18 protein-coding genes are annotated in these 24,454 nt (G+C 65.0%); 6 read left to right on the forward strand and 12 right to left on the reverse strand.

What is annotated here, in order from left to right:
• Positions 1–505: 505 nt before the first annotated feature.
• The 5 genes from BGO20_RS15485 to BGO20_RS15505 form a co-directional block, all read right to left on the reverse strand.
• Complete coding sequence (locus tag BGO20_RS15485; RefSeq protein WP_291665102.1) at positions 506–3,013, reverse strand: rhomboid family intramembrane serine protease; 2,508 nt, start codon at positions 3,011–3,013, stop codon at positions 506–508.
• A 247-nt stretch (positions 3,014–3,260) separates the two neighbouring features.
• Positions 3,261–3,659: a ribosomal maturation YjgA family protein gene (locus BGO20_RS15490; protein ID WP_291665104.1), complete on the reverse strand. Its 399-nt coding sequence runs from the start codon at positions 3,657–3,659 to the stop codon at positions 3,261–3,263.
• The gene (locus BGO20_RS15495; RefSeq protein WP_299858263.1) at positions 3,652–5,292 is read right to left on the reverse strand and encodes a sensor histidine kinase; all 1,641 of its coding nucleotides are present in this window, start codon (positions 5,290–5,292) and stop codon (positions 3,652–3,654) included. Before BGO20_RS15495 ends, BGO20_RS15490 begins: the two co-directional genes overlap by 8 nt.
• Entirely contained in the window at positions 5,274–5,978 is a 705-nt protein-coding gene (locus BGO20_RS15500; RefSeq protein WP_291665147.1) for a response regulator transcription factor, read from the reverse strand. Before BGO20_RS15500 ends, BGO20_RS15495 begins: the two co-directional genes overlap by 19 nt.
• Entirely contained in the window at positions 5,978–7,558 is a 1,581-nt protein-coding gene (locus BGO20_RS15505) for a DUF4153 domain-containing protein (RefSeq protein ID WP_291665105.1), read from the reverse strand. The genes BGO20_RS15500 and BGO20_RS15505 overlap by 1 nt, the downstream gene beginning before the upstream one ends.
• Before the next feature lie 435 nt (positions 7,559–7,993).
• On the opposite strand from BGO20_RS15505, the gene BGO20_RS15510 reads away from it, so the two are divergent.
• Genes BGO20_RS15510 through BGO20_RS15520 form a run of 3 tightly spaced genes read left to right on the forward strand, consistent with a single transcriptional unit; the run spans position 7,994 to position 11,452 of the window.
• Positions 7,994–9,100, forward strand: a complete 1,107-nt coding sequence (locus tag BGO20_RS15510; protein WP_291665107.1) for a PspA/IM30 family protein — start codon at positions 7,994–7,996, stop codon at positions 9,098–9,100.
• On the forward strand, positions 9,100–9,735 hold the full coding sequence (locus BGO20_RS15515; protein WP_291665109.1) for an OB-fold-containig protein: 636 nt from the start codon (positions 9,100–9,102) through the stop codon (positions 9,733–9,735). Before BGO20_RS15510 ends, BGO20_RS15515 begins: the two co-directional genes overlap by 1 nt.
• 19 nt (positions 9,736–9,754) lie before the next feature.
• Positions 9,755–11,452: a flotillin family protein gene (locus BGO20_RS15520; protein WP_291665111.1), complete on the forward strand. Its 1,698-nt coding sequence runs from the start codon at positions 9,755–9,757 to the stop codon at positions 11,450–11,452.
• A gap of 429 nt (positions 11,453–11,881) precedes the next feature.
• Here BGO20_RS15520 and BGO20_RS15525 read toward each other — a convergent pair whose 3' ends face one another.
• From BGO20_RS15525 to BGO20_RS15555, 7 genes are all read right to left on the reverse strand, one after another.
• Positions 11,882–12,577 carry a VIT1/CCC1 transporter family protein gene (locus BGO20_RS15525; protein WP_291665113.1) on the reverse strand — a complete coding sequence of 232 codons (696 nt, stop codon included), beginning with the start codon at positions 12,575–12,577 and terminating at the stop codon, positions 11,882–11,884.
• Positions 12,574–14,457, reverse strand: coding sequence for a heavy metal translocating P-type ATPase (locus BGO20_RS15530; RefSeq protein ID WP_291665115.1), 1,884 nt, complete (start codon positions 14,455–14,457; stop codon positions 12,574–12,576). The genes BGO20_RS15525 and BGO20_RS15530 overlap by 4 nt, the downstream gene beginning before the upstream one ends.
• Positions 14,458–14,767: 310 nt before the next feature.
• Entirely contained in the window at positions 14,768–16,123 is a 1,356-nt protein-coding gene (locus BGO20_RS15535; protein WP_291665117.1) for a ferredoxin reductase family protein, read from the reverse strand.
• Between the two features lie 59 nt (positions 16,124–16,182).
• A complete protein-coding gene (locus tag BGO20_RS15540; RefSeq protein WP_465246042.1) occupies positions 16,183–17,211 on the reverse strand; it encodes an FAD:protein FMN transferase in 1,029 nt (342 codons plus the stop codon).
• Positions 17,192–19,402 carry a PepSY domain-containing protein gene (locus BGO20_RS15545; protein ID WP_291665121.1) on the reverse strand — a complete coding sequence of 737 codons (2,211 nt, stop codon included), beginning with the start codon at positions 19,400–19,402 and terminating at the stop codon, positions 17,192–17,194. The genes BGO20_RS15540 and BGO20_RS15545 overlap by 20 nt, the downstream gene beginning before the upstream one ends.
• A 23-nt stretch (positions 19,403–19,425) precedes the next feature.
• Positions 19,426–19,896 carry a DUF2271 domain-containing protein gene (locus BGO20_RS15550; protein ID WP_291665122.1) on the reverse strand — a complete coding sequence of 157 codons (471 nt, stop codon included), beginning with the start codon at positions 19,894–19,896 and terminating at the stop codon, positions 19,426–19,428.
• 188 nt (positions 19,897–20,084) lie between these two features.
• Positions 20,085–20,474, reverse strand: a complete 390-nt coding sequence (locus BGO20_RS15555) for a PepSY domain-containing protein (protein ID WP_291665124.1) — start codon at positions 20,472–20,474, stop codon at positions 20,085–20,087.
• A gap of 178 nt (positions 20,475–20,652) precedes the next feature.
• Between BGO20_RS15555 and BGO20_RS15560 the strand changes: the two genes are divergently transcribed.
• The 3 genes from BGO20_RS15560 to BGO20_RS15570 all read left to right on the forward strand — a co-directional run bounded on the left by BGO20_RS15560 (position 20,653) and on the right by BGO20_RS15570 (position 24,030).
• A complete protein-coding gene (locus BGO20_RS15560) occupies positions 20,653–21,315 on the forward strand; it encodes a response regulator transcription factor (RefSeq protein ID WP_291665148.1) in 663 nt (220 codons plus the stop codon).
• Complete coding sequence (locus tag BGO20_RS15565; RefSeq protein WP_291665126.1) at positions 21,312–22,640, forward strand: ATP-binding protein; 1,329 nt, start codon at positions 21,312–21,314, stop codon at positions 22,638–22,640. The genes BGO20_RS15560 and BGO20_RS15565 overlap by 4 nt, the downstream gene beginning before the upstream one ends.
• 406 nt (positions 22,641–23,046) lie before the next feature.
• A complete protein-coding gene (locus tag BGO20_RS15570; protein WP_291665149.1) occupies positions 23,047–24,030 on the forward strand; it encodes an AMP-binding protein in 984 nt (327 codons plus the stop codon).
• Positions 24,031–24,454: the final 424 nt, after the last annotated feature.

The raw sequence follows: 24,454 nt of genomic DNA on the forward strand, positions 1-24,454 counted from the left end.
AGACCAACCGTCCACTAACAATCACCTTGGACCTGCCGGCGGGGGCGGATCACACGAAGGCTTCTACAATCCCTCACGCCGTCACTCGGCGCTGGGATACCTCTCGCCCATCGAATACGAAAGGCTTCATCATGAGCTGACTTGACCCGCCCAAGCCGTGAACAGTCCACGGAAACGGGTCAACTCCAGTTCACTTTGGAAGCGCTGGCTCGGGGTCGACCGCCGCTGCGTTGCGGCGACCTAACTCAGCCGTTAGCCTGGGGTTGAGGCCTCGGGCCGCCTCGCGCCACAAGCAGCCATTCGATAGCCGCCCTGAAGCGGACATTGTGCGGGAAGGTCCTGAAGGGCAGCAAGCGAGCTCAAAAATCGGTCGCCCCAGCTGTGCTAAGAGATTTGACGCGGCTTACGCCAAATAACACCCAGCCAAATAAAACCCTGCCGAAACGCGGAATGCCACCCGCGCGGAACAATGCCGCAAGTTCCACAACAGTTAGTGTCCGGAGAGCTACAAGTTGCTTTTCGAGAGCTCCACATTCGCCCCGATCCATTCGTAGTAGCTTTTCGGACAAATTTCGCGCGCTGCTCGAAAATTCGCGGCGGCCACGGAAGCCTCGGTCAAGCGAAGGGTCTCGCCGATATAGAAGCTGGCCTCGCAACGCTGGTTCTGATCGATAATCGAATTGCTGTTGGCTGCATTGGCTCGGAGGCCAGCTGCATCGATATCTCCACGGAGATAACGGAGTACCGGGCCAGGCCATTTCGCGAGATCGATCTGTTTCGAGACCTCGTCGATGCGGGAGCCTAAGCCTGCTCGCGTTGATGCCAAATGGGTCCAAATGGCAGCATAGTGGTCTTTGGGACCGAGTTCCCGCGCTTTTTCCAGATCCGCGAGCGCCTTTTTGAAATCGCCGGCTAGGTAAAAGAACCATCCGCGTTGGCGATAGGCGACGAAGCTCTTCGGGTCATGGAGCAGCGCGATACCGCTCAAATTGATAGCGGCAGTTTGATCACCCATCGCCGACGTCACGAATGCGAGCGATATCCAGCCGGGCACATTGGCGGGATTGGCTGCTAAGAGCTTTTGAAGATCGGCCTTGGCGGAAACCCAGTCGCCCAAATGCTGCTCGGCTTCCGCGCGCAGGTAGAGCAGATCGGGGTCGAGCGGAAGCTGCAGCGCTAAAGCTTCATCCAGCTTCGCTTGGGCGACCGTGAAGTCGCGTGCTGCGATGCGGGCGCGCACAATGGCCTTCAATCCATTGCGATAGGTCGCCAGGACGAAATCCTGGTCATTGGGCTTCAACGCAGCCGAGACGAGTTTCACCTGATCCAGAGCGCGCTCCCGTTTTTCGACGTCTACGCCAGCCGCGAGCGCGAGCCCGATGTAAGGCCGCGGATCGCGCGGGTAGCGCCTTGCGAGCTCCGCTGCCTGATAGGCCCATTCCTGATCGTTTTTGGGCATGATCTGGGGTGGTACGAGCAAACGATCCAGCGGGAAGTCGCCGAAGCCAGACATCGGGATGGATGCCGCCGTCACGCTGGAGGCGAGCACGGCGGCCCCCACCACGTACTTGCCGATTGATGGGAATCGCTTCGAGCCAAAAAACAGTATGCAGACGAGGCCAGTGGCGCCTCCAGCCAACATCCCTCCAAGATGGGCAGCATGATCCGAGCCCAAGGCTGGCAACCAGTTCCCCTGTGTCAAAGTGCCCGTCAGAATGACGATGGTGACAGCCTGAAGCCAGAGCCGACGCCTTCCCGGCGCCAGTCGCCAGGAGATGATCAAGCCCGCAGTCATCAAGCCGAGGATCCCGCCAGAGGCACCCATGCTCATCACGTTAGGCGGGTTCTGCACGATCGAAAGCACGGCGCCCGCTAAGCCGCTGAGAATGAAGATTGCGATTAACCAAGCAGCTCCGATGACGGGCTCGAGCAGGACCGCGATCAGCATGAGTGCGACGAGATTCGTGGCCAGGTGGCTGAGGCTCCAATGCAGGAACGATGACGTCGCCAGCCGGTACCATTGCCCGCCTTGGGCAACGAGCTCGTAAGAGACTCCGCCAAACTGCACGCCTGACTGCCAATCGACCATGAAGCCCGTCACCCGGCCAGCCAAATGCGAGGTTGCGAGTTCTGCAGCAAAAATCAGTAGCAGCACGAACGACAAAGCAAATCCGGCCCGCGCGCCCGCTACTACGGTGCCTGGAGAAGGAAATCGGCCTTCCTGTGCCGATGGCTCCTCCGCCGCCAGCGCCTCGTCGATCTGAGGATCGAAGACCCTGACGATGCGCGTCCCCGCGGCTTGATCATAAAATGCGTCACGCTGCTTGCTTATTGCAATCGCCGCGGCAACGAGAGCGATAGACGGGAGCCAGCCTGCAATGCCCGTCAGCCACAGCATAACCGCGCTCAGGACTGGGAGATCTGACCAGGCGGCGCAAACGCCGACGGCCGCGAAGACAACCGCAGGCAACGCCGCGGCTGCGAATACGAGATATCGCTTGGCTAGCTCTCGATTCCAGATGTTACCGGCAGCATGCCGGGACGACGAAACCAAAAGCCCGGCCGCCGATCTCCCAGGCGATCTCCAGCCATGGCTCTCGAACGCCCACCGCAGCAATGCAAGCAGCGGCCATTGAACGAGCGTGAGATCGAAGGCCTTGATTGGCTGGTCATTGCTGTCCAGCGGAAACCCGATGGTCTGTTTCCATGGCGATCCCGGAATTCTATGCTCGAAGACATAATATCGCGCCACCGGCTTGGTCATGAGATAGGCCGTACAGATCGCTTCGCCGGTTGGGATGAACGCGGCTGGCAATGACATGCCGGCTGGGCGCTGTTTGGCGGGTAGGCACTCTTTGACAAATGCGCTGCTGTCTTGGACTCGGCCGCCCGACAGCCCGTAGATACAGGCCACCAAAGCCTGCGTCAGCAGCATGACGAGGACGAGATCGATCAGGAACGCCGAGACGCGTCTCGTGATGCCCGCCCGAATCCAAATCGGATATCCCGTCATGTTGCCCCCGGCCCATTCCTGTCAGCCGAGTGAGCTGGGCTGACCAGGCCCGACAGCATCTCGCAGGCGCAACCTAAGGGTCAATCGGTTTGGGGGGGTGATGCGGGTAAACGCTCTTATTGCTTGCGCAGGTAGCGCCACAACCGGACATTAGGGCCCTGCCCGAAAGCGGACATGGCGTCAGCTAGGTCGGTGACTCATAATTTTGGTTTCAAGGTCGCGCCGAACGCTGTTTAGGGTTCGACCATCAGCGCCTTCTGCCCACGAGGTCGGCCCACGCGCCCAGGAGAATGCCGAGACCGTAGGCCACCAGGTTCCAGAGCGAAAATACGCGGCCAAGCAAGAGCGCGCCTGCTGTCGTCAGCCTGAACCCGTCGAGCCAAGGCGTGTGATAGAGGCGAGACAATTCAACGCTGACCGCGACCAACGCGGCCGCCATCAGTATCTGCGTGACAGTTCGCCGAGGGGCAAAGGCCGCCAACAGCAAATAGACCATCATGCCCCAAAGCAGCGAGCCGCCGTACTTCACGACCACAAATGGCAAGCCGAGACCTGAACCATAGCGCCTCAGGAGCAATCCCGAGGCAATAACCGCAGCAGTCAGGGCAATTGTCACGAGGCGCGAGCGCGCCGTTGCCTCAGTCAAGATCGAGCTCGCCCGTCACCGGGAATGAGAGGGTGAAGGCCGCACCGTCCGCGCTGTCGAGAAGCGTGATCTCGCCGCCGTGGGCCGTCAACATGGCCCGTACGATCGACAAGCCCATTCCTGTGCCCCCGGCGTCGCGTCGCGTGGTGAAGAAGCTGTCGAAGATCCGGGCGCGATTATTCGGTGAAACCCCGCCGCCATTGTCCGAGATGACCAGATCGAGCCGATCTGAAGCCGTGCTCGCGGCAGCCTGGATCCGCGTTGCGCCGTGATGCAGCGCATTGTCGAGCAGATGAGAGAGGATAATGTGGATGTTCTCGGCAGAGATGCGGATCTTACGGTCGAGAGCGCCGTCGGCACGGATGTCGAGCGCGGGATAGCGGTGCTGGATGTCGGCCATGGCCGACGAGAGTTCCGTTGAGCCGCCGGTCGGTGCAATTTCGGCCCGCGCAAGTTCGCGCAGGCGGTTTGTAATCGCGGTCAGACGATGTGTGTCGGAAATGATGTTGCTGAGGAAGCGGCGCCGATCATCGTCGCTCATCGCGACTGCTGGGCCGGTCATGTCGTCGCGCAGGAGTTCGGCTGCCCCTTCGATCGACGTCAACGGCGATTTGAGCTCGTGTGAGACGTGAGCCGCGAAGGTGGCGATGAAATCGGATCGATTATTGAGGCTATTGGCCATGTCGAGGAAGCTTTGCGCGAGCCGTGCGAACTCGGCCGTGCCGTGATGCTTTAACGGGACGATGGCGCTGCGGTCCCCCTGTCCGATCGCTGTGGTTCGGGCAATCAGCTCATGAACCGGGCGCGTGATGGCGCGATGGAAAGCGAGCCCGATGAGAATGGTCAGCAGGGCGACAGAGGCGCCTGCGAGAGCGACCTTCCCGCGCTCTTCATAGAGATGGCGAAACACATTGCTCGGCGTGCGCGAGGCGTAAAGAACGCCGGCGACATGCCCTCGCACGATGATCGGCATCGCCGTGAAAACGCGGATGCTGGTGCCGCGACTCAGCGAATAGAGCGGCGGCGGAGGATTCTTGGAGACGCGCTGTCGCAGGACAGCTTTGAAGCGTCCTTGAACGGCCTCCCGAACCTCCTCGATATGCGCAAGAGAGAGCCCGACCTCCGCCCTCCCGGCAATCACGACCCCGTCCGGGTCAAGCAGGCGAAAGCCCGTGAGCGTGATGCTCTGCGTTCTTTCGAGCAAAGGAAACAAGCGCTCGCCGGCTAACTTGAAGACGGGATTGGCAGGCTGGAGGGCCGGCATCGCATCGGGCCTGCGCCCAAGCAGGTCGCCTCGAGCAAGGTCGAGACTTGGGAGGATCGGCGTGAAAGGCCCCGGCTGCTCGGCCGGCGCGACCGCAGGAGGGCGTGCTCCCAAGGCCGTGTCCGGTGGCAGATGCCCGTCCAGATCGCTTTCGATCACGGCTGATAGCGCAGCGCTCTGCGCGATCAGCTCAGCTTCGGTCTGATGAACCAGCTGGTTTTCGTAGATCCGAAAGAAGAAGAGGCTGACGAGTGGCAGGGTTAGAACGGCCGTCAGCATCATGATGACGATCAGGCTAAGGCTCGGCCGCCATTTGGGCGTCACCCGGGCCGGCGCCGCAACCTGCTCCGTCACGCCGAAGCTTCGCATTGACCCAACCTGAAACCGACGCCGTGCACGGTCTCGATCGCGTTCCCGCAGCCGGCCTTCGCGAATTTACCTCGAATGTTGCGGATATGGCTGTCGATCGTCCGGTCGGAGACATGGATTGCGCCGCCGTAAGCGCCGCCGAGGATCTGCTCCCGGCTGAACACCTGGCGCGGCCGCGCCATCAGCATCCGCAGGATGGCGAACTCGATCGCCGTCAGGGACAGCTCCGCACCATTGAAGTGAACGAAATGCGCCGCGGGATCGAGACTCAGCGCGCCCCAGGACAAGCTGCCGTCGGCCATCCGGGCCGGAGCCCGGCCCGTGCGCACCCGCTTGAGGATAACGTTGACCCGAGCGACCAGCTCGCGCGGGCTGAACGGCTTGGTGACATAGTCGTCGCCCCCGATCTCCAGCCCGAGGATGCGATCGATCTCATCGTCGCGCGCCGACAGGAACAGGATCGGCACCTCCGAGGATTTCCGGATCTGCCGGCAGACTTCGAGCCCATCCATCTCCGGCATGCCGATGTCCAGCACGATGAGATCTGCCGGACGCTGCCTGAACCCGTCGAGCGCCTGTAGGCCGTCCTGCGCCACTGTCGTCGCCATGCCTGCCTTTTCGAGGGCGAAGCAGATCACGTCGCGGATATGGCTGTCGTCGTCGACCACGAGAATACGCGGCGTCATCATCTGCCCTCGGCGGCACCGGCTGGCGACATGGGTATCGTCCTGAACGGAGCCTCCGGAGTGTTAGCCAAATATCGCGACAGCCGCCATCCGCGGAAGCTCCATCCGAGCCAATCGGCCTGCGTTCCAAGATGGCGCCAGACGAGCCTTTGGCGACCGCTGGCGATGGCAAGATCAGGCCGAGCCCAGGGAGAACGGGGCGAGATGTGATTGGCCGCGAGGATGCGGGGGGCATAGCGGTCAAGGGCGGGAACGACACTGGGACCGAGGCCAAACAGATAGGCGATGTCGATGGTCTGCCCCTGGCCCCGCATCTCGAAGGAGTGCCGGATGTTGTAGTTCGCGATGACAACTGCAGTATCCACGAAGCTGTAGCCATAGAGTGTCAGCGCCAGCGCGATTGCATTCGCCGAGACCAGCCAGCCGACCGTCCTGCGTGACAGGATCTGGATGATGATCAAGACGAGCCCTGTCGCGACCAGCAGCATCCAGATGAAGGCCGCCACCCGCAGCTCCGTCAGATAAAACGCTTCGACATAGAGATCGAGGCGCCGCAGGGCGGAGAGCACGAGCAGAAGGTTCTGTCCGACCCAGGCGAGGACCAACGGCCGGACCAGCGGATCACGCTCGCTCGACCCCGAAGGGCGCATGGCGACCAGCACGAAGGCCGCTGCGAGCAGCGCCGTGACGACGAGCGGGTAGGCGCCACGATGCGCATAGCTCGCGTGGCTCAGGCCTTCAGGCAGGCTGGCGCCGCCCCAGAGATAGACGAGGTCCATCGCCGTCTGGATGGCGAAGAGCCCATTGAACAGGCTCAGGGAGCGTCTGATGGTGCGGTCGCTGAACGGATCGAGCGGGTCGAGGATCAAAACGGCGGCTGACGGCTTGATGATCGCACGCTTGCGCCGGCGAAGCGAACGGATGCGAAGGAGCGGCCAGATCAGGCACAGCGTGACCGCCCAGAATACCGAGCGACCCGAGAAGATCTGTCCGAGAAAGGCCTGAAGGTCGATCCGCTTCAGCCAGCTCTCCAGCAGCGGGTTTGCCGAGACGAACAATGTCGCGAAGACGGCACAGAGAAGAAGCGGCATCGCCCAGCCCAGCAACGCGGCCAGGATGCCCGCAGGGCTGTGCCGCTGCCTGCTGCTACGGCTCGCCCGTGCGATATCGCTGAACAATCGCAAGCCGGAAAGCGGCATGCGGAGCGCGGCCCAAAGATGCTCCTGCCAGGATAGTTGCCTCGCTTCGGTCAGCATCCGGGCAGCGACGGCCGCCGCAACGAGCGCGATCGTGACCGAGAGCCAGCTGATGTCTTCGACGGCGGGCAGCAGTCCGGCCGCCAGGAGGACGATCGCATGCCAACGTCGTCTCGGCTCGGCTCGGAGTGGGTTGAGGCAGGCGGACGCGGCGGCGAGGATGCAGAGAAACAATGCCAGCGAGATCCCAAGCGGATGCCCGTAGAATAGGGCGTCCGCCAGCATGACCAGAGCGGCTGCGGCCGTGAACTGGATCGTCAGCCATCCTTGGGGTCGTTTGCCGGGTTCGGCAGGCGCGGCTGTCTCATGGGTTTGGGCTGGCATGGCTGTCGATCTCGGCTGCGAACGCCCGCGGCCGCGATGGAGGCGCGGACCGGAAAGGCGAGGATGTCGGCACAGGCGGGCCGCATCGTTGTCTCCAGCCACCAGCCATCTTTGATCAGCCTCGGTGGCAGTCGCGACGGGAAGGATGCTGGAGCGATGACGTCCGCCATGCGCGAACACTGCATCGGCAGTTTGCAGCACCCGCGATGCAGATCAGTAGGAACCAAGGATTTTCGTGCAGTTATCGTGCAGGGAAGAGGGCGTCACCTGTCGAACGTCCCGGTGCGGCTCGGTCTCCGGCTCTGTGCGAGAGGCTGACCTCGGCGGCCTTTATGGGTCCAAATGATCGGCATTTTTCCATGGTGCGTACACCATTCTATCTCGTGGAAGCCCTCAGTCCTTGAAAGCACCAAAGCAGTGCTTTAGATTGATGCCATGTTCGCAAAGCATCAGACCACCATGGTCCTCAGCCTGTTACCGTCGAGGGATGATCTTTTGGCGCTGCGGGAGACTCTGGAAGCGTACCGGGCTGCCTTACGAATTCTCGAAGGCACGACGGGCGCCAACCTCGTGGCGCTGCATGAGGAGGCCTATGAGGAGATCCGCGCGAAGACTGGCCTGCCTTCTCGCATGGCGACCTTGGCTTTGCGCGATCACAGCCGCCGTAACGCCGGCGAGCAGGTCAACGACATCCCGCTCGATTCCAAGCTGTTCTCTGTTAAAGGGCCCGACAGCCTGAGCATTGCCACGGTCGGCGGGCGCATCATCATCCCCTATGTCGTGAACGGTTACCGCGCCGGTTGGGACGATTTCTCAGAAGCCCGTCTTTGTTTCAGCGGTTCTTCGATCAGCATCCTCGTCGGCGTACAGGCCGGCCTCCATCCGCAAAAGGAGACCACCATGTCCAATGAAGGTATCTTGGCCCGCCTCGGGCGTGTGATCGCCGGCGTTGTCAACAATGCGGTCGATGCAGCCGAGGGAGCCAACCCGGTGGCGGTTGCCGAGCAAGCCGTTCGCGAGATCGGGAAAATCTCGGAGGAAGCCCGTGCGGCACTCGGCGTCGCTGTCGCCGCGGGTCACCGCCTGAAGGCCAAGGCCGATGATCTCGATGCCGAGATCCGCGATCTCGACGATAAGATCAAGACCGGTCTCGAAAAGCAGCGAGAGGATCTGGCTCGTGCTGCCACAGGTCTGCAGATCGACCTGGAAGCGCAGCGCACCGCGCTCAACAAGGCGATCTCGGAAAACGCCGCGGAGATTGCCGATGCCGAGGCAACACTACGCAGCATCGCCTCCGCGCGTACCGATGCGATGAAGCGTCTGGAGGACGCCAAGCGCGCCGAGCGCGCAGCACCCATTGTTGCGACACCGTCGCAGCGCAATGATCAACGTCTCGCTGCGGCTCTCGAAGCCGTGGAGAGGGTCACAGGTGTGCCGACGAAGCCCGTTCAAGGGGGGGCCGAAGTCGAGGAACTCGGCCGGATGCAACGCGAAGATGCAATCGAGGCGCGCCTCAAGGCCTTTCGTGAGGGTCAACGCTGATGGGCTCGATTCTCCAGCCGGGCACAGGGCCGTTCTGGTTGGCGTTGATGATCGTCGTCGGGCTGGGCCTGGTCGAGCTGGTGTCAGTCCTGCTCGGAGCCTCGGCGTCGGGCATTCTCGATGACGGGCTGGGGCACCATGGCCCGGATGGTCATGAGGCGGGCCTGCTGGGCGGCTGGATGTCCTGGCTGAATGCCGGTGGGGTGCCGATTTTGGTGCTCGCGGTGATCCTGCTTTCAGCCTTCGCGGTTTTCGGCTTCGCTGTTCAATCGCTGGCGACCCGACTGGCCGGGCCATTGCCGATCACCGCTGCGGTTCCCGCTGCGCTGGTTGCGGCGGTGCCCGTGACCCGATGGCTGAGCCGCGGAATTGCCCGGATCATCCCGCGCGACGAGACGGCGGCGATCAGCCAGGTCGATTTCATCGGCCTTGTCGGGACGGTCTCAATCGGACCGCTCGACCAGGGGAATCCCGGATCGGTCCGCGTGAAGGACCGGCACGACAACATTCATGTGCTGAGGGCGACTGCCGCCCCCGGTCATGTTATCGAGACCGGCAGGCTCGTCGTCATTGTCGACGGCTCTGACGGCCTCTTCCAAGCGATTCCCGCGCCACCGGGACTTCAGCAAGGCTAACGCCGACAGGGGGCTGATCATGGATTTCTTCTCACTGGGTATCATCGCGGCTGTCATCGTCGCGGCCATCGTCGTCATCGGCGTCATCATGACGTCGCTCTACACCCGAGCGACGCGGGACAAGGCCTATGTCCGAACCGGTTTGGGCGGAAAGAAAGTCGTCCTCGACGGCGGCTCCGTCATCCTTCCGATCTTTCACTCCTACTCTTGGGTTTCGCTCAGCACGCTGCGCCTCGAGGTCAAGCGTGCCGAGAACGAGTCCCTGATCACCAAAGACCGCATGCGGGCCGACATCACTGCCGAGTTCTATGTCCGCGTGAAGCCTGATGCCGACAACATCGCGCTGGCAGCGCAGACGCTCGGTGACCGAACCAACGACGCCGATGCTCTCAAGGCATTGGTCGAGGCGAAGTTCGTCGATGGCCTGCGTTCAGTTGCTGCGACGATGTCGCTGCGCGATCTGCAGGAGCAGCGTGCCGAATTCGTAAAGTCGGTTCAGGCGGCGGTAGCGCATGATCTGCAGTCGAACGGCCTCGAGCTGGAGTCGGTCTCGCTCACGCGCCTCGATCAGACCGACATCAAGCATTTCAATCCAAACAACAGCTTTGACGCCGAGGGTCTGACAGCGCTGACGAAGATTACCGAGGAGCGCAAGCGCGAACGTAATCAGATCGTCCGCGACAACGAGGTCGAGATCGCAACCAAGGATCGCGAAGCTTCGCTGCGTCGCCTCACCATCGAGCGAGAGCAGCGTGATGCAGAACTGTCCCAAGAACGGGACATTGCCAACAAGACGGCGGAAACTCGCGCCGAGGCCGCCAAGGCCGAGCAACTCGCGCGGCTCTCCGAGGAGACGGCTCGTCTCGAGACCGAGCGCGGCATCGCCGAACGCGATGCCGAGGCGCGGCAGGCTCGTGAGTCCGCGCGCATCGCGGCCGAACGCGGCATCGCCGAGCGAGAGGCCGAAGCGCGGAAGATCACCGAAACCGCCCGCATCGAAGCCGCAATCACCGTCGCTCAGAAGACCGAGGAAGAGGCCGCGGCCCGCGCCAAAGCCGACGCCGCCAAGGCGAACGCCATCACCGCGGAGGAACAGGTGACCACGGCTCGGGAGGTCGAGATTGCCGAACGCGCCAAGCGCATCGCCGTGATTGCGGCCCGCCAGGAAGCTGAACAGCAGGCCACGGCTGTCACCGTCAAGGCGGAGGCAGAACGTCAGGCAGCCGAAGACCTCGCGGCCGCGACAAAAATTCAGGCCGAGGCGGAGGCCGAGGCCGCGAAGGTTCGCGCCGTCGGCGTCATCGAGCTCGGCGAGGCGCAGGCTCGCGCCGAGCGAGCCAAGAACGAAGCACGAAACGCGCTTTCCACGAGCATCATTGAATACGAACTGGGGAAGGCTCGCGTCGATATTCTGCCGCAGGCACTGGCGGAGGCGATGAAGCCGATCGAGAAGATCTCCGACATCCGCATCTTCAGCACGGGCGGTATGCCGGGTTTCAACGGGGGCGCCGGCGAGGCCAACGGAAATCCGCTCGACGACCTGTCCGGGCAGCTGCTGAAGTTCACCGCCCAGAAGCCGATCCTCGACGAAATTCTGAGTCAGGCCGGCTTTACGGGCGCAGATCCAACGCAGGCGCTCCTGGGAGCTTCCCTGCATTCAGTCTCGAAGAGCGCTGCCAAGCCAAACGCCCCGGAACCGGCTTCGGACCAGAACTAGCTAGGGTTGCAAGCAGCGCTCGCTAGGTCGCCAATAAACCTGGCGGCCTGGATACACCCGATAATGCTTTCGAAACCCACTGCGGCCAGAATCAGAACGCCAAAACTATTGCGTCGGCATAAGCGCCGGCTCGCGAAACACTCGTCGAGCCGGCGCGTTCGATCTCGACGGGCTACGTTTGCCGCCACTTTCCACTATGCGAAGAACGGTCCGGGCGTAGCTCCGTGGCTGGATGTGGAGCCAATCCTGTCTTCAGGCCGGCTGGTTGCACGCACCTGACGATCAATTACAGGTTAGTGCCCGTGATCGATCCAGGCTTCCGTGTCGGCAGCGTAAGAGATTCAGGCCGCGCTGCGCCAATTGCGGACATCGCCTCGACGCCAGAAACCGGACATTCAGAAGGGGGCAAGCGGTTCTGGCGAGCGGCGTTCAGATCGCCTCCCCGATAAGCGCACCGACCGCGGCCGTCAGGCCCATCGCAAAAGCTCCCCAGAAGGCGACGCGGATGGTGGGTTGCAGAATGGCGGCGCCACCGGCCCTGGCTCCAAGGGTTCCAAGCACCGCCAGAGAGATCAGCGACATGCCCGACACGATGGCGACGAGATGGCTGGCGGGGGCGAGCGTCGCAGTGATGATCGGAAGGGCGGCGCCGGCCGCGAAGGTCGCAGCCGAAGTCAGTGCAGCCTGGACCGGTCGCGCGGCTGTGACGTCCGTGATCCCGAGCTCTTCGCGAGCATGCGTGCCGAGCGCATCCTTCGCCATGAGCTGCTCGGCGACCTGCCGCGCCAGCGCGGGCTCGACACCGCGTTCGACATAGATCTGGGCGAGTTCCTGGAGCTCGAACTCCGGCTGGACGGCCAACTCCTGCCGCTCGCGCGCGAGATCGGCCTTCTCGGTGTCCGATTGGGAACTGACCGAGACATATTCCCCTGCCGCCATCGACATCGCTCCGGCGACGAGCCCGGCCACGCCCGCAACCATCACCTCGCTCGATGAACTCGCGGCGGACGCCACACCGACCATCAAGCTGGCTGTGGAGATAATGCCGTCATTCGCGCCCAGAACGGCCGCCCGCAACCAGCCGATCCTGGCAACGAGATGGTTCTCACTGTGGAGGCGGCTCATTCCCGATCTTCCTTTTCACGCCTGGGCAGCCGCATCCTGTCGGCGGCCGGCAGGAGCCGCGCCGAGTTTGATATAAAAATCAGCTCCGACGAAACATGGATGAAGGCGGCCAGGAGCGGATTCAGGAAACCAAAAGCGGCCAGCGCGATGCCGAGCGCGTCGACCGAGATCGTACCGGAAAAGTTCTGCCAGATCACATGGCGCGTGCGCCGCGCGATCCGGACCGTCTCGACCAGGCGCTCGAGGTCGTTGGCGAGCAGCACGATGTCCGCGCTCTCCTTGGCGACATCGGTGCCCGATCCCATCGCGATGCCGACGCTGGCGGCCGTTAGCGCGGGCGCATCGTTGATGCCGTCGCCCAGCATGGCGACCTTGGCGCCGGAGGCGACCAGCGCTCGTACGCGTTCCAGCTTCTGCTCGGGCAGCATGCCGGCCTCGACCGCATCGATGCCCAGGCTGGCGCCGACGCTGTTGGCGACCTTGGCATTGTCTCCGGTGAGCAGGAGCGTCCGGATCCGCATCGCGTGCAGGGCGCGGATGGCAGCGGCAGCCTCCGGGCGCACCTCGTCGGCGACGGCGAAGGAACCGGCATAGCGCCCGTTTATCGCGACACAGATCTCGGAGGAAACGGCATCGGCGCTGCGATCGGCGGGCGCCTCGACCCCATCGGCCTGCAGAAGCTTGACGCTGCCGATCAGGATGCGGTCGTCGCCCAGCCGGGCGGAGACGCCGCGCCCGAGCCTGTAGTCGAAGCTGTCGGGCTCCGGCACCGCGATCCCGCGGGTGCGTGCCTCCGCGACGACCGCCTTGGCGAGCGGATGCTCCGAGCGCAGCTCGGCCGCGGCCGCAAGCCGCAGGAGCTCCGCCTTCGCGTGGCCGGCGGCCGGATGGATCGCCAGGACCCGGGGTTCGCCGAAGGTCAGCGTCCCGGTCTTGTCGAGCACGATCGTGTCGATCCGGCCGAGCGTCTCCAGATGCTTTCCGCCCTTTACGATGGCACCATTGCGCGCCGCGCGCCCAATGCCCCCCAGCACCGCCAGAGGCGTGCCGGCCGCCACGCCGCAGGCGCCGGCGACGATGATCACCGAGATCGTGTCGCGGATGTCTCCGGTGAGCAGGTAGGTGAGGATCGCCGCGGCGAAGGAGAAGTAGACGAGATAACCGGCGAGCTGGTCGGCGAGGCGCTGGACCGGAGCGCGGGATTGCTCGGCGTTCTCGATCGCGTCGATGATGCGCCCGAAGCTGGTGTCGCGCCCGATGCGATCGACCTGGATGTCGAGCGCGCCGGACTGGTTGATCGAGCCGGCGAAGACGACATCGCCCTCGCGGCACTTGACCGGCATCGACTCGCCGGTGATGCGCGCCTGATCGACATAGGATGCACCCGCCATCACGACCCCATCGACGGGAATGTTCTCGCCGGGCGCGACGAGGATCCGATCGCCGATGCCGATCGTTTCGATCGGGACGACCGAAATCACGCCGTCGCGGCGAACGGTCGCGCGATGCGGCATCACGTCGATGAGGTCCGTGATCGCAGCCCGGCCACGATCGACCGTCAAATGCTCCAGCTCCTCGGCGACGAGCACGAAGAAGGTGACGACCAGCGCGGTGAAGAACTCCGAGATCGCGGCTGCAGCCACGATGGCGATCGCCATGGACAATTCCATGGTCATCCGCCGCTCTTTGACGTTGTCGAGTGCCTCGCGGAAGATCGGCCAGGCTCCGAACAGCAGACCCGCTATCCCGACGATGTCCCAGCCGGCGACAGGGCGGACGAGTTGGAACCAGACCAGCGCCGCCGAGACCGCGACGGCCACGATGCGCAGGACCTCGATGGTTTCGATGTCATGACCGTAGAGGGTCAGCGCGCGCGGCACGCGATCTCCGAGCCAACCCGGCAGGTGTCCGGCGCGTTCCGCAGGCCGCGCCGGACAGGTGCGGTCGAACGGGCGGAAGCAGGTGCAGGGCTGCGAGTTGGCAGGACAGAGCGGCGCAGGCCCGGTTGCGGTCATCATGGCGGGACTAGTCCGATCAAGCGGATGCTGGAGGTGTCCGCGATAACTAGTTTAGAAGTATTCTAATTACAAGATAAGCATGGGGCGGCCGCAGCCTTTGTTTGCGACAGTTGCCTGAAGCGACGGCGGAGCGAACGGCCCTTGCGACCCGGTTCTCGACGCTATGAGGCGGCTAGGACCTCATGGCGAACAGCTCCTGATGGAAACGCTCCATCACGGGCAATCCCGCGGCGGCGAAATCCTCGCGCAGCGCCTCCCCGAAGCCTGACGGGCCGCAGAACCAGATGCTGGCGTCGCGCCATTCCGGGACGGCCGCGCGAATGCGATCCCCGGTCAGGCGGCCATCCCGGGAATCGATGAGGATATGCAGGCGAATTTGCGCGGCCTCGGCATCCGCCTTGAGCTTGGCGAGCGCGGTCTCGTCGACATCGGTGGTCGTATGAAACAGGTTCACCGCCGGGGGAGACTGGTCCGGCTGCGCGCGCCTTTCCTGCGCGACGGACTTCATCCTGGCGATGAACGGGGTGATGCCAATGCCGCCGCCGATCCAGATCTGGTGAGGCTGATCGTCGTCGAAGTCGAAGCAGCCATAGGGACCTTCCACCTTCACGTTCTGGCCGACGCGCAGTTTCTCCCGCAGCCGGCCGGTGTGGTCTCCGAGCTCCTTGGCGATGAAGGTGATCCGGCGGTCGTTCTCGTGCCATGCCGAAGCGATGGTGTAGGGATGCGCGCCTTCGCGGGCATCGGAGGTCGCGAAGGCGAATTGCCCCGGCCTGTGACCCAGCCAGCCTTGGGGTACGTCGATCTCGGCTTCGAGGACGCGCACGCCCGGATAGTACTGCAGCGAGGCGATCCTGCCCTCGACCTGCCGGCTGGCGCCGACGCGGCGCAGCAGCACGATGACGGCCGCATAGGTGCCCGAGGCCAGGAGCAGCGCCATCACCATGCCGACCGGCGTCGTCCAATAATCGAAATCGGTCAGGACGACAGCGTGGAACGCCAGAACCAGATAGGTCACCGCCAACAGACGGTGCGTCTTGTAGAACAGGCGGTAGGGGAAGTGCCGGATGAGCGCCAACGCGATCAGGAGAACCGACGCGTAGAACGCCCATTCGCCGATCCCCTCTGCCGTGCCGCGCAGGCTCGCGAAGGCCTGCTGAATCGGATTGTCCAGAAGCGGTCGCGCTCCCCGCGCGGGCCGCGCCAGCAAGCCCCAACCCACCGCCCATTTCGGCCCCTGGCTCCAGAGCCAGTGGATCACGGAGACGACCAGTGCGGCGATACCCAGCCACTTGTGCAGGCGGTACATCTTGTCCAGCCCACCCAGCCAGCGCTCCGGCCAGCGCGGCCGCAGCGCCAGGATCATGGCGACGCTCATCGCCGTCATGGCCACGACGCCGCTGTACTGGACCATGGCGTCGCGCAGGGCGAAGAAACTGGCCGGCTGGAGCGCCGTCGGCTCTGCGGCCAGCCACAGAAGGCTCGATAGCAGGAGCAGGCCCCAGAATGCGTGCTTGATGTTGCGCATCGCCTTCGAAATTCTCCCCGGAGGGACGAGGATTAAGCTGTGCGGACGGGAAGAGTGCGTCATTGACGGAGCTCAAGCCCTGATGCTGCTGCGCCGTCGCCCGGCCCCGCCATGCGGGCAGGCAGCAAGGGGGCGCTCCGAAAGGTTGGGCCGACAGGAATCTCCGTGAGCATCCCGCCGGCGCGGCGGATGAACAAGGCGTCGAAACCGTGCCTTTGCGCGAGCGCTTCGCCCTGTGCCGGTCCGAGGACCATGAGCGCCGTCGCCCAGGCATCGGCATCCATACAGCTGTCAGCGACGACCGAGACGGAGGCGATCCCGTTGTCGACAGGGCCGCCGCGCGCACGGTCCATGGTGTGCGATAGTCGCCGTCCATTGAGATCGATCCAGTGGCGGTAGTCGCCCGAGGTGGCGACGGCGGCATCCCGCAGCTCGACCGTGCCCATGGCGCTGCGCAGCGCGTAATCCGGTCGCTCGACGGCCACCAGCCAGGGCGTCCCGTCAGCCTTGATGCCCCTTGCCTTCAGCTCCCCGTCGAGGCCGACCAGCGCGTCGGCAATTCCGAAGGACTCGACCGTCCGCATCATCTCGTCCACGGCACAGCCTTTGGCGATGGCCGAGAGGTCGAGGGCGGATCGGGCGTGCCGGCGCGCCCGCCCTTCCGTCCGGTCGAGCTCCACGATCGCGTGCGCCGGCGGCAGGACCTCTCCGAGAGCAGCCCTGATCGCTTCCGGGTCGAGCGCACCACGGGCCGCTCCGAAGCCCCAGGCATGGACCAGGCTACCCAGGCCGATGTCGAAGGCGCCGTCCGAAGCCCGTCCGATCTCCAGCCCCCGGGCCAGGACCCGCATGAGTTCGGGCGGCAGCGCGACCCAAGTGCCGGGCGGCGCCACGTTGAAGCGCATCAGGTCGCTGTCCGGCTTCCAGCTCGACATCTGGCGGTCGACGCGGTCGACGGTTCGTGCCAGCGCCGCCTCCAGCGCGGTGATATCGGTCGACGGGCGAGCATAGAGCAGCGCCGACCACCGCGTCCCCATGGTCGCGCCGCTCAGGGCATGGCGCAGAAGATCAGTAGACATCTTCGGCATATCTCCCTTCGGCCTTGAGGACGGCAGGGGTGAGGCCCGCCGGTGCGAGCAGCTCGGTCAGCGCCGCCATCACGCCCGTGGCCATGTCGCGCCCGCCGCAGACCATGACCTGTGCCCCTCCGGCGATGAGCTCCCGCAGACGCTCGGCATCCGCGCGCAGGCGGTCCTGCACGTAGCCGCCGCCCTTCACGCGCGAGAAGGCGGTGGCGAGGCTGATCATCCGCCCCTCTTTCAGCCAAGCGGCGAGCTCGGACCCGTAGAGGAAGTCGGAACTCGGGTCGCGGCCGCCGAAATAGAGGTGCATCGGGCGGCATCCGCGGTTGGCGCGGATGAACCCGGCGAGCGGTCCGATGCCCGTGCCGGCACCGATCAGGATCAGCGGCTTGCCTCCACCGGCCGGATGGAAAGCGGGGTTGGCTTTTACGAAGGCTTCGAGCGTATCGCCTGGCTGCAAGCCGTGAAGGAAGCCGGAGCAGAGGCCGCCGGCCTGCTTTCTGACGCAGATCTCGACGAAACCGTCGCGGGTCGAGCTGGCCAGCGAGTAGTAGCGCGGCACGTCGCAGTCCGGCGGCAGGATGCCGACGAGATCGCCCGCGGCGAAGCGCGGGAAACCGCGGCCGGCGAGACGCGCGAGGAGCCCGCCCTTCGGCAGCGTGAAACGCAGCACGCAGGTCGGAGCCTGGACCTCCGCGCCGTAATCGATGCGCGCGACCAACTGCAGCTTGTGCGTGCGCGGCCGCTCCCGCACATGCGTCAGCGTCAGCGTCTCGCCCATCACGGCCGCCAACGCCTCGCCCCAGCGCGCGAACTCCTGTGACGACTGGCGGTCGATCGTCTCCAGCGGCATCAGCGCCGGCCAGCCCCTTTGCCGCAGGGCCGCCTCCACATCGCGGGCAAACTGGCAGAAATGCGGGAACTGGCGATCTCCGAAGCCGAGGACAGCGACCGGGAAGGACGGTCGCTCCGCGATCTCGTCGAGACGCTTCAGGAACGCGCTCGCGCTTGCCGGGGCAGCACCATCGCCATAGGTCGCCGTCAGCAGGAGCATGCGCCGCGCGGCCGGATAGGAGCGCGCGAGATGGTCCATCGGCCCCGCGTGGACCTTGTGGCCATTGGCGGTGAGGGCCGCGTGCAGCGTCCGGGCGAAGCCCCATGTGCTGCCACCTTCGCTGCCCACGAGGATCACGGTGTCGGCATCTCCGGCTGGAATATTGCCGGCGAAGCGGGCATGAGCGCGCCGCCGGCTCCACCATGCCACGCCGCCGCTGACACCAAGGACCGGGGTGCTGATGGCGCCGAGCCCGAGCAACAGGCCGAGCCACCACAGGCCTTCGCCGGTGTGCAGCATGTAGACGAGCTCATAGCTCCGGTGCGCGATCGAATAGTCCTGCCAGGCGAGCATCGCCCCGCTGGCCGGATCGACATATCCGGCGCCGTCAGCCGTAGTCAGGTGAAAGACGTCGTCCGGATTGGACGGGTTGGGAAAGGTCAACTCGCGAAGCTCAGTGAGATCGATCCCGCGCAGCGCGGCGAGCTGCCCGGCCGGCAGTGCCGGACCGCCCGTAGTCACCACTGGGAAGGCCGGCCGTTTCGACGTGCCATCGGGGATCATCTCGAACGTCGCCAGCGCGAGATAGAGCGCGGTCAACGTCGACAGAAGCAGCCCGAGAGCCGCCAGCCGGCCGAGATCGGTATGCAGGCGCTGCACGCCATGGCCCCGCGCGGGCTCGAGAATTCGCCCCCATCCGCCCATACGCCGGGCGGTCATCTGCAGGCCGGAGAGCGTCAAGACGAGCATCGCGAACGCGCCCGCGGCCATCGCCAGGCGACCGCCGTCACCCAGGAAGAGGGAGCGGTGCAGATTGGTCATCCAGCGCTCGAACGCCGGCTGCGCATAGGGCATGACCGCCTGTCCGCTCGCGGGGTCGATCACGCTCGCCGCCGGGCCGTCAGTCCCGCCATGGAAGGCGACGATCCTGCCCGAGGGCAAGCGCTTGAGTTCCTCGACCTCGGGGACAGCCTGCGCGACCCGCCCTGCGAGATCGGCGACGCTCATGGCTGCAGCGGGCGGCGAAATCGCCCCCGCGCGGTCCCAGGCCGGCATGATCGACAGGATCGCGCCGCTGATGGCGAGCACCATCAGCAGGAGCATGCCAGAGAGGCCCAGAAGGGCGTGAATCCGACGCATCATCGCTCCATCCCTCCTCGGCCGGTTCACATGCCGTAGGTGAAGGAGCGGATGTAGTTGCGGCCCTTTACGGGCTGGCCCGCGCCGGCCGAGGTCAGCGGCACAACGACGTCCGACGGGCTGTCGCGCATATCTTCGACCGCCGCGTCGATATGGAGCTTGTAGCCGGCATCGAAGAGCGCGTCGGCGAGGTCGAGCGTCACCTTCAGCGTGCGCCCGGCCCCGACGCTCGCGCCCGTGATGCCGCTGATCTGCGCAAGGTTCCCGCCCGATCCGCGCTCCCAGCCGCTGAGATGGCTGTAATATTTCGACTTCCCGCCCGCGACCCAGAGCGTGCCCTTGTAGGCACCGGCGGCGTCGGTGACGTAGAGTGCGAGATAGGCGCCGTCCCCGCCGTAGTTGTTGAGCGTCGTCGTCAGCGTGACGGAGCGCGCCGCCGCCAATTCGGGAGCGGTCAAGGCCGTGGATATCACGAGGGCGAGAAGAAGCGATTTCATCGTTGTCTCCAGAAGCGGTCTGTCATCGGGCCGAAACTGGGCGCCGAGGCTGACACCTTCCTGAAGCGCTGCGGGTTTCTCCTTCAGCTCGCCGTCAGCTTGGATCGGCCGCCAGACGCAAACGCCCCGCGCGGGGCGAGGCGTTTCAGAAACCGGAGTGAGGCCGACTAGGCGCAGGCCGTCCATCCTCACTGAATTTCGACCTTCGGCGCCGCCCCATCGCCGAACAGCCCGTTGGCGGGCGGCGCGCCGGTCGGGGAAGCGGGAGCGGGTCGCGATGCTCCATCGCGATGGCGTCGTCCGCTACGGTCGTGATCCTCTCCTTTGCGCTTGAGACCGATCACCGCGAGCGATCCCGGGTCGATCTTCGCCTTGAACGCGCGGCCGTTCTCGTCCTGGCCCCTGATCTGGTAGCAGCCGTCGTCGACCCTGATCCTGCTCACGGTCCAGCCGCGCGCCTTCGCCATCTCCGCGACGGCTTCGCGGGGCTGCCATTGCGCCATGGGCACCGTGCAGTCATCGTCATCCGCCATGGCCACACCCGACGCAAGCACGCCCAGCACGGCAACGGCGATCAATGCCGCCCTTCTCATATCCTGCTCCTGTTCGAAGTTCCTGGATTCGAGACTGGTCCCCTTTCCTGACGGATAGCTGAAGACGCGGCGATGCTTGCTTCAGGTCAATGTCAGCTTCGCGTCCGAGTTTCATAAGCAGGGCCGCAGGCGGGCGGACGGAAAGGCCGGCGAGAGCGAGACGATGCGCATCCTGCTGATCGAAGACGACATCATCCTGGGCGCGGCGATCCGCGACCAGATTGTCTGCGACGGCCACTCGATCGACTGGGTCACCCGACTCGACGCCGCGCGGGACCATGTCCTCAGCGCCGCCTATGACCTGCTTCTGCTCGACCTGATGCTGCCGGACGGCCGCGGGATCGGCTTCCTGCGCGAGCTGCGCGCCAGGGGTGACGCGACGCCGGTCATCATCCTGACCGCGCTCGACCAGCTTTCCGATCGCATCGGCGGGCTCAATGCCGGCGCCGACGACTACATGATCAAGCCTTTCGACCTCTCGGAGCTGTCGGCCCGGCTGAACGCGGTGGCGCGCCGTTATTGCGGCAATCCGAACCCTCTCGTGCGGATCGGAGATCTCGAGATCGACCTCGTCGCGCGCTCGATCCTGCGAGCGGGGCGGAATATCCTCCTCACGGCGCGCGAATGGGCCCTGTTCGAGGCTTTCGTGCAGCGCCCGGGCCAGATCCTGTCCAAGGCCCAATTGGAGGAAAGGCTCTATGCCTTCGGGGAGGGGGTCGAGAGCAACACGATCGAGGTCCATGTCAGCCGGCTGCGCAAGAAGCTCGGACAGGCCGTCATCGAGACCGCGCGCGGCCTCGGCTACCGGCTGGGGCGCGCGGCGTGACCGCGCCGCGCAGCCTGCAATGGCGGATCTCGCTCTGGCTCGGGCTGGGCGTCACGCTGCTCTGGATCGCTGCGGCCGTGTTGACGGCGCAGAAGATGCACCACGAGATGGATGCGGTGTTCGACAGCGCGCTCGAGGAGACCGCGCAACGGATACTTCCCCTCGCCGCGCTCGAAATCGTCGGGCGGGAAGAAGGCGACACGACCCAGCGCATCGCCACGCTGCGCCAGCATGACGAGTATTTCACCTATGTGGTGCGGGACGCGCAGGGCGCCGTGCTGCTGCGTTCGCACGCCGCGGACGATACTGTGTTTCCGGCCTTTTCGAGGATGGGCTTCGTCGATACGGCGACGCACCGCCTCTATTTCGACGCAGCCATGCAGGGCGCGGTGACGATCGCCGTGGCGGAGCCGCTGGCTCACCGTCACGCGGTGGCGCGGCAGGCCCTGCTGGGGCTGGCCCTGCCGCTCGCCCTGATCATTCCGCTCAGCCTGCTCGGCGTCTGGGCGGTGGTCCGGGTCTCGACGGCGCCGGTGCGGAATCTGCGCGGAGAGATCGGCGCGCGCGGCAGCGGCGATTTCTCTCCCGTTCCGGTCGCGGGCCTGCCTTCCGAGATCGGCCCCATCGCGGAGGCGGTCAATCACCTTCTGAACCGGTTGCGCCGCGCCCTCGAGGCGGAGCGGAGCTTCACAGCCAATGCCGCCCACGAATTGCGCACGCCCATCGCCGCCGCGCTGGCACAGACCCAGCGTCTGATCGCCGAGACGAAGGACACCGCTGCGCGCGAGCGGTCGAAGCAGATCGAAGCGGCGCTCCAGCGCTTGTCGCGGCTGGCGGAGAAGCTGATGCAACTGGCAAGGGCCGAGGGAGGACGGCTGAGGAGCGCGGAGGCTTCCGACATCCGCCCGGTCGTGAAGCTGGTGGTTGACGAGATCATCCGGACTTCAGACGCTGCCGGTCGGGTCGACCTCGCTCTGCCCGACGCCCCGATCCTTTCCGACATCGATCCCGACGCCCTTGCCATCGCTGCGCGGAATCTCATCGACAACGCCTTGAGGCACGGAGCGCCCGGCGGCCTCGTGGCCGTCACGCTGTCCCTCGCGGGAGAGTTGACGGTTTCAAATGATGGATCGCCTGTTCCACCGGACGTGCTGGAGCGCCTTTCGCAGCCTTTCGAGCGTGGCCAGACGATCGCGGATGGTTCCGGCCTCGGTTTGGCCATTGCCAGGGCCATCGCGTCCGGCGTTGGCGGCAAGCTCGTCTTGAGCTCGCCGCGGCCGGGGCGGGAGGGAGGTTTCGAGGCACGGCTCTCCTTGCCCTTGTAACGACTGCTGCGTTCCGTGAAGCTGACTAGAGTTCTTTAAGACGAGCGGACATTCATGGCGCGGAAAAGGGCCAGAAATGCTCTCCGGCACTCGGTTGAAATGCGCCAATTCCTGACGTTGGTGGTCTGCCATGAAGCGAACATTCCCTTCAAACACGACCACATCCTAAGCTTCCGACCAATTGCCTGACCCGCTGCCTTCTTGAAAGCGCTCGGAACGCTCTGGCCCGACGGACCCTCGGCTGTCGCTGGCCGCCCCAGCGTGCGCGTGGGCGAGCGGACCGTCTTGATGATCCAGCTGCGCAGGCGACCAAGGGAGCGTCGCGATCAGGCTTTCGCTGACGCCAGCCGACGGCGCCATCGCGGGCGATCCACTGGAGGGTCTGACGCCCGATCACCCCGCGCTGATCTCCTTCACCAGCGGTTCGACCGGCAAGCCGAAGGCGATCCAGCGCAGCCACGGCTTCCTGGCGGCGCAGAGCGCCATCCTGGCGCAGTTGTTGGCCCCGCAACGCGCCGACGAGATCGACCTCATCGCCTTTCCGGTCTTCGTCGTCGCCAATCTCGGCATGGGCGTGACCTCGGTGCTGCCGCGGTGGAACCTGCGCCGGCACGACCAGGCCGAGCCCGGTCTCATCGCAAGACAGATCGCCGAGGAGCGCGTGACGCGTGCGCTCCTGCCGCCTTCGGTCTGCGAAGTGCTGGCGCGCAGCGACGCCCCAATCCGGCTCGACGCCATCTTCACGGGCGGCGGCCCGGTCTTCCCCGATCTCCTGGAGCGCATCGCGGAGAAGATGCCGGGTACCGACGTCGTCGCGGTCTACGGTTCGACCGAGGCCGAGCCGATCGCGCATCTGCACCACCGCGACATCAAGCCCGAGGATTGGCAGGCCATGAAAACCGGGGCTGGGCTGCTCGCGGGACGCTCCGTCGAGGCCATCCGCGTCGCCATCCGCGAGGACGAGATCATCGTCACCGGCGATCACGTCAACAAGGGCTATCTCGATCCCGCCGCCGACGCCGCAACCAAGCTAAAGCATGAAGGTGAGATCTGGCACCGCACCGGCGACGCGGGTCGCTTCGACGCCGAAGGCCGCCTCTGGCTCGGCGGTCGGCTCGACGGCCGGGCCGGCGGACTGCTGCCCTTCGGCGTCGAGGCCGCATCCCGGTTCTGGCCGGGCGTTCGCCGCAGCGCGCTGGTTGGGTTCGATGGGCGTGCGATTCTCGCCGTGGAAGGAGATCTGGACCAGCTTCCGGCCTGGACCCGCGCAGCGGCCCTGATCGGCAACGTGCATGTCATCGCGATCAGCGAGATCCCGCTGGACAAGCGTCACCGCTCAAAAGTCGACTACGTCACGCTGCGAGCCAAACTCAAGGGCATGGCGCAGTAGCGTCTCGATGGTCAGCAGATGGCCTTGGCAGCCTTTTCGCAGAGACGAGTGGTGGCGCAGCCACGCAGGCCAAACTCGGGCCTGTGCCAGAAAGACAGCCGCAGCAGACGGGCGCCAAAATCGCGAGCTGCTCGCCCGGGCGAGATGGGCCATCTTGGGCACTCGTCCTACCGAAGCATCAAGAGCCGCCCCGGTTAGCACCACCACGAGAGGTTCGGTCTTGAGGCATAGGGGCCCTCCGAACTTGATTGCCTTGTTCAGGCGGAGCCCACGCCGAGTCGCGCCGGGGCAGGGCGCTTTTCAATCGGAGGTCCAAAGCCGAATCGCGACAGCCAGGTCGTTGACGCAACTCGCAACCGTGGCAGCACGAAGTGACCGATCAGAATGAGATTGAACGCCCGGCTATAACCGGGCGTCCGTAGAT

Source organism: Allobosea sp. 67-29 (assembly GCF_001898115.1).
GTDB lineage: Bacteria > Pseudomonadota > Alphaproteobacteria > Rhizobiales > Beijerinckiaceae > Allobosea.

What these genes read in the sequence shown, in the direction of transcription:
- BGO20_RS15550 (WP_291665122.1), bottom strand. Translation starts at nt 19,896, where the DNA reads ATGAAATCGCTTCTTCTCGCCCTCGTGATATCCACGGCCTTGACCGCT.
- BGO20_RS15520 (WP_291665111.1), top strand. Translation starts at nt 9,755, where the DNA reads ATGGATTTCTTCTCACTGGGTATCATCGCGGCTGTCATCGTCGCGGCC.
- BGO20_RS15535 (WP_291665117.1), bottom strand. Translation starts at nt 16,123, where the DNA reads ATGCGCAACATCAAGCACGCATTCTGGGGCCTGCTCCTGCTATCGAGC.
- BGO20_RS15515 (WP_291665109.1), top strand. Translation starts at nt 9,100, where the DNA reads ATGGGCTCGATTCTCCAGCCGGGCACAGGGCCGTTCTGGTTGGCGTTG.
- BGO20_RS15560 (WP_291665148.1), top strand. Translation starts at nt 20,653, where the DNA reads ATGCGCATCCTGCTGATCGAAGACGACATCATCCTGGGCGCGGCGATC.
- BGO20_RS15510 (WP_291665107.1), top strand. Translation starts at nt 7,994, where the DNA reads ATGTTCGCAAAGCATCAGACCACCATGGTCCTCAGCCTGTTACCGTCG.
- BGO20_RS15525 (WP_291665113.1), bottom strand. Translation starts at nt 12,577, where the DNA reads ATGAGCCGCCTCCACAGTGAGAACCATCTCGTTGCCAGGATCGGCTGG.
- BGO20_RS15540 (WP_465246042.1), bottom strand. Translation starts at nt 17,211, where the DNA reads ATGCCGAAGATGTCTACTGATCTTCTGCGCCATGCCCTGAGCGGCGCG.
- BGO20_RS15485 (WP_291665102.1), bottom strand. Translation starts at nt 3,013, where the DNA reads ATGACGGGATATCCGATTTGGATTCGGGCGGGCATCACGAGACGCGTC.
- BGO20_RS15500 (WP_291665147.1), bottom strand. Translation starts at nt 5,978, where the DNA reads ATGACGCCGCGTATTCTCGTGGTCGACGACGACAGCCATATCCGCGAC.
- BGO20_RS15545 (WP_291665121.1), bottom strand. Translation starts at nt 19,402, where the DNA reads ATGATGCGTCGGATTCACGCCCTTCTGGGCCTCTCTGGCATGCTCCTG.
- BGO20_RS15505 (WP_291665105.1), bottom strand. Translation starts at nt 7,558, where the DNA reads ATGCCAGCCCAAACCCATGAGACAGCCGCGCCTGCCGAACCCGGCAAA.
- BGO20_RS15495 (WP_299858263.1), bottom strand. Translation starts at nt 5,292, where the DNA reads ATGCGAAGCTTCGGCGTGACGGAGCAGGTTGCGGCGCCGGCCCGGGTG.